The 7190-nt window shown below is 44.6% G+C and carries 5 protein-coding genes; 3 read left to right on the top strand and 2 right to left on the bottom strand.

Features of this window, described 5'->3' with window-relative positions; translation table 11 throughout:
* Window positions 1–172: 172 nt before the first annotated feature.
* Both btuF and mtnN read right to left on the bottom strand, forming a co-directional pair.
* The gene (btuF, locus tag GKR71_RS03940) at window positions 173–982 is read right to left on the bottom strand and encodes a vitamin B12 ABC transporter substrate-binding protein BtuF (protein WP_195848958.1); all 810 of its coding nucleotides are present in this window, start codon (window positions 980–982) and stop codon (window positions 173–175) included.
* A gap of 95 nt (window positions 983–1077) precedes the next feature.
* Entirely contained in the window at window positions 1078–1770 is a 693-nt protein-coding gene (mtnN, locus tag GKR71_RS03935) for a 5'-methylthioadenosine/S-adenosylhomocysteine nucleosidase (protein WP_154609867.1), read from the bottom strand.
* A 131-nt stretch (window positions 1771–1901) separates the two neighbouring features.
* Between mtnN and dgt the strand changes: the two genes are divergently transcribed.
* From dgt to relA, 3 genes are all read left to right on the top strand, one after another.
* Window positions 1902–3434 (top strand): dGTPase, encoded by a 1533-nt coding sequence (gene dgt / locus GKR71_RS03930; RefSeq protein WP_154633960.1) that lies wholly within the window; start codon window positions 1902–1904, stop codon window positions 3432–3434.
* A gap of 204 nt (window positions 3435–3638) precedes the next feature.
* Window positions 3639–4970 (top strand): 23S rRNA (uracil(1939)-C(5))-methyltransferase RlmD, encoded by a 1332-nt coding sequence (rlmD, locus tag GKR71_RS03925; RefSeq protein WP_154600104.1) that lies wholly within the window; start codon window positions 3639–3641, stop codon window positions 4968–4970.
* 16 nt (window positions 4971–4986) lie between these two features.
* On the top strand, window positions 4987–7190 hold a 2204-nt coding region (relA, locus tag GKR71_RS03920; RefSeq protein ID WP_154633959.1), incomplete at its 3' end, for a GTP diphosphokinase.

Here is a 7190-nt window from a genome sequence, read left to right as displayed (position 1 = left end):
CTCGAACTATTTAGAAAAATCTTTTTTCGTGAGATTTTAAACGAAAAAAATTAGTTCGATTATATTATTGTCCTGTTGTATTAATTCTGCTCAAAAAATCCTGCTGTAATCTTAGATTCTTAGATTCTTAGATTCTTAGATTCTTAGATTCTTAGATTCTTAATTTCTTTTCTTAGTTTGGTAGAGCGTTTAGCTGATTGCATAGCTGCTCGGTGGCATTGATGATGCGGGGGCCGGCGCGGTGGAACCAATCCTCATTTAAGCGAATAATAGGGACATTGAGTTGAGTACTCCAGAAGGCTTTGACGGCTTTTTCTTGCTCGGGGGAACCGGTCATAATGATGGCATCAGGTTTGCGAGCGAGGACTTGCTCACGGCTGACTTGAGGCCATTGGACAGCGCTGTTTTCAAAAATATTCTGAGCGCCGCAAGTCTTAACGACATCATTTTGAAGAGTATTATCTCCTGTGCTAAATAATGGCTGCGTGCCGAGTTGGATAAATAATTGCTTAGGTTTTTTATTACTATCTAATTTATCTTTTTGCATCTTTAACGTACTGCGCAATTGGGTGATATTTTTCTCTGCCATTTCTGGGTGAGGGCTGTATTGTGCAAGCTCCTCTAGTGAGGCGATAACCCCATCAATGCTTTGCGGATCAAAATAGACAATTGGAATCCCTAACGATGCAAGCTGATCCAGAGGTCGCTGCGGGTTACCGCCACGCCACGCCAAGATCAAATCTGGCTTTAAGGCAATAATTCGTTCCACATTTAACCCTTGCCAATCCGCTACTTGCTCAAGCTTTTTGGCAGATTCTGGGTAATCGGAATAGGCGCTTACGGCAATTAAGCTATCTCCCAACCCTACGGCATAAGCCAGCTCCGTATTGGCAGGTGATAAACTAATGACTCGGGATTTGGGGGTGGCGAATGCACTATTGATTAGGGTTAAGGAAAATAGAAAACCAATCAGTGAGCGCATGAGTTTGGTCGTTAGATTCATAGCATTACTTCACAAAGAGGTATTAGAAAAGGCATAAATGAAGGTCAGTTATGCCTTAGAAAGTGAGAAATAAATTACGCTAATGCTGTGACAATCGCAGCAACCATCAAGGATGATTGGCGTGCAGCGACAGGTAAAAACTCGTCAAAGCTAGTGTGGGACTCTTTATCTGCCACATCTGAAATTGCACGAACCACCACAAAAGGCACGTTAAACTGGTAGCAGACATGGCCGATAGCAGCGGCTTCCATTTCAACGGCAGCAACGGTCGGGAATGTCGCTTTGATACGCGCTAAAGGCTCAGCTCCGTTGATGAAAGCATCACCACTGCAAATCAAACCGCGAACGGCGTTCATATCTAACGCTTTCACGCACTGTTCGGTAGTTTCAATGAGTTTTGCATCGGCAATAAATGCCGGTGGGCACTGTGCCATTTGACCCGGCTCATAACCAAATGCGGTGACATCCGCATCGTGGTAGCGCACTTCGGTAGATACGACGATATCACCTACATTTAAACGTGGATCTAAACCGCCCGCAGAACCTGTATTGATGATAACATCAGGCTTGCAGTGTTCTAACAATAATGTGGTACCGATTGCCGCTGCGACTTTACCGATGCCCGATTTTAATAAAGCGACGTCAACGCCGTTTATTTTCCCTGTATAAATTTCACAGCCAGCAAGGCTCAATGTTTGGCAACCTTCAATTTTTTCGCGCAGGGTCGCAACTTCTTGCTCCATCGCACCTATGATACCGATTTTCATTATGTCATACTCACTGTTGATTAATTAGACACTTATGTCGTAGATGGCTAAAGTGTAACATCGAAAGGTGGGTTTTCCTCTGCCTTTTCTTTGGAGATTCAGGAATAAAACGGTAAGGCATAGAGGCTAGCATGGCGGGAAAAAAGATTAATTTTGTTAAAAAACTGAGTTTCCAGCGTAACTATATGAGCAGTGCGAAAAATCAAAAAGTCTCACCCGATGATGAAGATGCCGTAAACCGTCTCTTTGAAAGTGACCGTGGGCGGATTATCAACTCCGCTGCGATTCGTCGTTTACAACAGAAAACCCAAGTTTTTCCCCTTGAACAAAACTCCGCCGTACGCAGCCGTTTAACCCATTCTCTTGAAGTCCAACAAGTTGGGCGCTACATCAGTAAAACGGTGTTGGGTGAGCTGAAAAAGAAAAAAATGCTTGATGAATATGGATTAACGGACCGTTGTGATGCCTTTGAAAGCCTGGTGGAAATGGCGTGTTTGATGCACGATATTGGCAACCCGCCGTTTGGGCATTTCGGTGAAGCGGCTATTCAACGCTGGTTCAGTAAATTGTTATCGCCAGATTATCTCTTCACGCCAGAAACGACAGACCCTTGCAAAATTAAAGCGTTACAACTGACTGGTAATGAAAAACAGGATCTATTTCGTCGTCAGCTTAAGCGTGATTTATGCTCGTTTGAAGGGAACGCTCAAGGGCTGCGCATGGCGCATCGCCTGCTCAAGCTGAATTTAACCTACGCCCAAATTGGCTCTATTTTGAAATACACTCGCGGCGCTTATGACCTTGAGCCTATCCCGCCAGAATTTGATTATTTAATGAAAAAACCGGGCTATTATTGGTCTGAAGCGGATTTTGTCAGCGAGTTAAGTAAAAAATTGGAAATGGGAAAATATTGCCGTTTTCCGCTCTCTTATATCATGGAAGCTGCGGATGATATTTCTTACTGTATTGCGGATTTAGACGATGCAGCAGAAAAGGGCATTTATACCGTTGAGCAGCTAATTGAATACCTAAAATCGGAGTGGGGCGAGGTAAAATCTGGGGATCTCTTCGACCAAACTATTTTGCGGGCATTCAATAATATCAGCGATAACCACACAAGGCGCATTCAGCAAGATCAGTTTTTTATGTATTTGCGTGTCAATATTACAGGAAAACTCGCCCATTACAGTGCTCAGCGCTTTATTCAAAACCTGCCTGAAATTTATCACGGCAGCTTTAACAGCGCGTTACTTGAGGATAAAAGCCAAGAGCATCGCCTCTTAAAAGCTTTAAAAACAGTGGCGTTTAAGCATGTGTTTAATCACCATGAAGTGGAAGAGTTAGAGCTACAAGGCTACCGAATTATTAGCGGGTTGTTAGATGTTTACAGCCCACTATTGATGATGGATAGAGAGGATTTTGCGGCATTAGTGGCACAAAATTACCATAAACACTTTTTTATCGAAACTCGCCTATTTCATAAGTTATCGAATAAACATCGACTCTCCTATAACGAAGCCTTGGAAAAAATTTCAGTCACCAGCGATGCGGATAAATCGATGCTAGAGTTTTATTATCGAGCCAGACTGCTCCAAGACTACATTAGCGGAATGACTGACCATTATGCTTATGAAGAGTATCGAAAATTTATGGTGACGAATTAACGCTGATAAAAAAAGTCAGTATATAGCGTGACAAAAAAACTAAGTGGTCACTAATTTTGGTAAAAAAATGCTATGATAGCCCGCTAATTTGTCTACCCAATTATCAGGCAGTCGCAGTGATAAAGTAAGCCGTTATAAAGTAAATATGGGCTTACCACCTGTGGCTTGAAATAGAATTTATTTAACTCCGTTTAGTGACTACTTATGGCCCAATTTTACTCGCCAAATCGCCGCACCACCCAACGCCGTCAAATCACGGTTCATGTCGATAGTTTAGATGCCGCTGGGCAAGGCGTAGCTCGTCATGATGGCAAAGCCATATTTATCACTGGTTTATTACCAGGGGAAGAGGCGCAAGTCGAACTGACGGAAGATAAACGTCATTTTGCCAAAGCCAAAGTCATTAAACGCCTTAGCACTAGCCCGCAACGAGTGAAACCCCGCTGCCGTTATTTTAATCAATGTGGTGGCTGCCAACAGCAGCATGTAGAGATTGGGCTTCAACGCGAAAGCAAGGCGCAGGCTTTACAACATTTAATGGGGCGGGAGACTGGCTCTGTACTGCCACCTATTTCGGTGATTGGCGGTGAAGAATATGGTTATCGCCGCCGCGCGCGTTTGGGGCTGCAATATCAAAATAAATCTAATCACTTAATGATGGGATTTCGCCAAACGCAAACCAACACGCTGGTGGACATTAAAAGTTGCTCAGTATTGCACGCAGAACTTGATGCACTGTTAGCGCCATTGTCCATCTGTTTAAATCAGCTATCGATTGCCAGCAAATTAGGGCATGTAGAGCTGATTCACGGGGATAACGGCAATCTTATCCTACTACGCCATTTAACCCCTGTTGACGCATCTGATAGAAAACACTTGCTAGAATTTGCCAAGTCTCATGGACTTAGTATTTGGTTAGCAGGGAATGAAGGTCAGTTAGTCCCGCTTGAGGCTGGCTCCATTTTACCTGAATATCAGGTGGCGGGTGAAACCTTACAATTTAGCCCTGCCAATTTTATTCAAGTGAATGGTGAAATTAACCAGCATATGGTGGCACAAGCCTTAGCATGGTTAGATCTAAGCCCAGAAGATAGGGTATTGGATCTTTTCTGTGGGATGGGTAACTTTACGCTGCCAATTGCCCGCTTAACAAAAATAGCGGTAGGCGTTGAAGGTGTTGAAAATTTAGTCAATCAAGCCAGAAATAACGCCCAGCGCAACTCAATTGAGAATGCGGCGTTCTATAATGAGAACTTGGAAGAACAGATTCACACTCAGCCGTGGGCGCAAGAAGGTTTCAATAAAGTGCTGCTAGATCCTGCTCGAGCAGGCGCCGCTGGTGTAATGGAACATTTAATTAAACTGATGCCAGAAAAAATTGTCTATGTTTCTTGTAATCCAACAACGTTAGCAAGAGACAGTAAAGTTTTGCTTGAAGGCGGGTATCAGTTATCTCAATTGCGGATGTTGGATATGTTTCCGCAAACTAGTCATCTGGAATCCATGGCGCTATTTGTTCGTAGCCCAGAGGTGTAACAGGTAGGGAGAATATATGGTTGCAGTAAGAAGTGCGCATTTAACCCCAGCAGGTGAATTTGCCCCCGAAAAATGGGTTAATGATTTGGGTTTGAATAATAAACAATCAGAAGAAAAACTCATCCATACCTGGCAGTATTGTCACGATAAATTATCGGGGCAGGATATTGCGCCTCTGCTACTGTGGCGCGGCATTGAAATGACCGAAATTCTATCCACGCTCAGCATGGATATTGGTAGCTTACAAGCTGCGTTGCTGTTCCCTTTAGTTGAAGAGGGAAAACTCGACGAACAATCCGTTATTGATGATTTCGGTCAATCCATTCATGCGCTGGTAAAAGGCGTGATTGAGATGGATGCCATCCGCGAACTTAAAGCTACTCAATCTAACGAAACCAGTTCCGTACAGGTGGATAACATCCGCCGTATGCTGTTGTCGATGGTAGAAGACTTCCGCTGCGTGGTCATTAAACTCGCCGAGCGTATCGCTCATTTACGTGAAGTCAAAGATGCCAGCGAAGATGAGCGCGTCTTAGCAGCGAAAGAGTGTTCCAACATTTATGCACCGTTGGCAAACCGCTTAGGGATCGGGCAATTAAAATGGGAATTAGAAGATTTCTGTTTCCGTTATTTGCACCCTGAGGAATACAAAAAAATTGCGAAATTGCTGCACGAGCGCCGTATTGATCGTGAAGAATACATCGACAATTTTGTTAGCACACTGCGCAAATATATGCTCAAAGAGCAAATTCAAGCTGAAGTGTATGGCCGACCAAAACACATTTACAGTATTTGGCGCAAAATGCAGAAGAAATCCTTAGCATTTGGCGAGTTATACGATGTGCGTGCGGTACGTATCGTGGTTGAACGCCTGCAAGATTGCTATGCGGCGCTGGGGATTGTGCATACTCATTTCCGTCATTTACCCGATGAGTTCGACGACTATGTAGCGAACCCAAAGCCAAATGGCTATCAGTCGATCCATACAGTGGTTTTAGGCCCAAATGGTAAAACACTAGAGATCCAAATCCGTACCCGCCAAATGCATGAAGATGCAGAGCTGGGCGTTGCTGCGCACTGGAAATATAAAGAAGGTGCAAGTGGCGTAGGTAAGGGCAGCAGCTACGAAAACCGCATTGCATGGCTGCGTAAACTCATCTCGTGGCAAGAAGAGATGGCAGATTCTGGTGAAATGCTGGATGAAGTACGTAGCCAAGTGTTTGATGACCGAGTGTATGTGTTTACGCCAAAAGGCGATGTGGTGGATTTACCAACAGGTTCAACGCCGCTCGATTTTGCTTACCATATTCACAGTGATGTCGGACACCGCTGTATTGGAGCGAAAATTGGTGGCCGTATCGTGCCATTTAGCTACCAATTGCAAATGGGCGATCAGATTGAAATTATCACCCAGAAGCACCCAAACCCGAGTCGCGACTGGCTCAATCCTAACCTCGGTTATGTGACAACCAGCCGTGGACGGGCGAAAATTCAAAACTGGTTCCGTAAACAAGACCGCGATAAAAATATTCTGGCGGGACGTCAAATTCTCGACAGCGAATTATCTCATCTAGATATCAGTTTACGAGATGCAGAAAAACAGTTGATTGCCCGTTATAACGTACACTCACTGGATGAAGTCCTTGCGGGAATTGGCGGCGGTGATATTCGTATCAACCAATTGGTTAACTTCCTACAAGCTAAGTTTAATAAAGCGACGGCAGAGGAAGAAGATCGCGCTGCGATGAAGTCGCTGGAGAATAAATCCGGTGTCCCAAGAGCACCATCCCACGGTAGTGGGCGTGTGGTGGTCGAAGGGGTCGGCAACTTGATGCACCATATTGCTCGTTGCTGCCAACCAATTCCGGGTGATGAAATCGTCGGCTTTATTACCAAAGGTCGTGGAATTTCGATTCACAGTGCGGATTGTGAACAGCTTGCCGAGCTGCAAAGCCACGCGCCAGAGCGTGTGATTGATGCAGTTTGGGGTGAAAACTACTCTAGCGGTTACTCGTTGGTGGTAAGAGTGATAGCCAATGACCGCAGTGGATTATTGCGCGATATTACGACAATCCTCGCGAACGAAAAAGTCAACGTGCTAGGGGTAAGCAGCCGCAGCGATGTGAAGCAGCAGCTCGCCACTATCGATATGACCATCGAGCTGTATAATATCGAGGTGTTGGGAAGGGTGCTTTCGAAACTGAATCAGTTGCCGGATGT

The sequence above is a fragment of the Providencia sp. wls1922 genome, assembly GCF_009706505.1.
In the GTDB taxonomy this organism is placed as follows: Bacteria; Pseudomonadota; Gammaproteobacteria; order Enterobacterales; family Enterobacteriaceae; genus Providencia; species Providencia lanzhouensis.
Note: the sequence above shows the minus strand (reverse complement) of the source record. Positions and strands in the feature narration are given on the sequence as shown.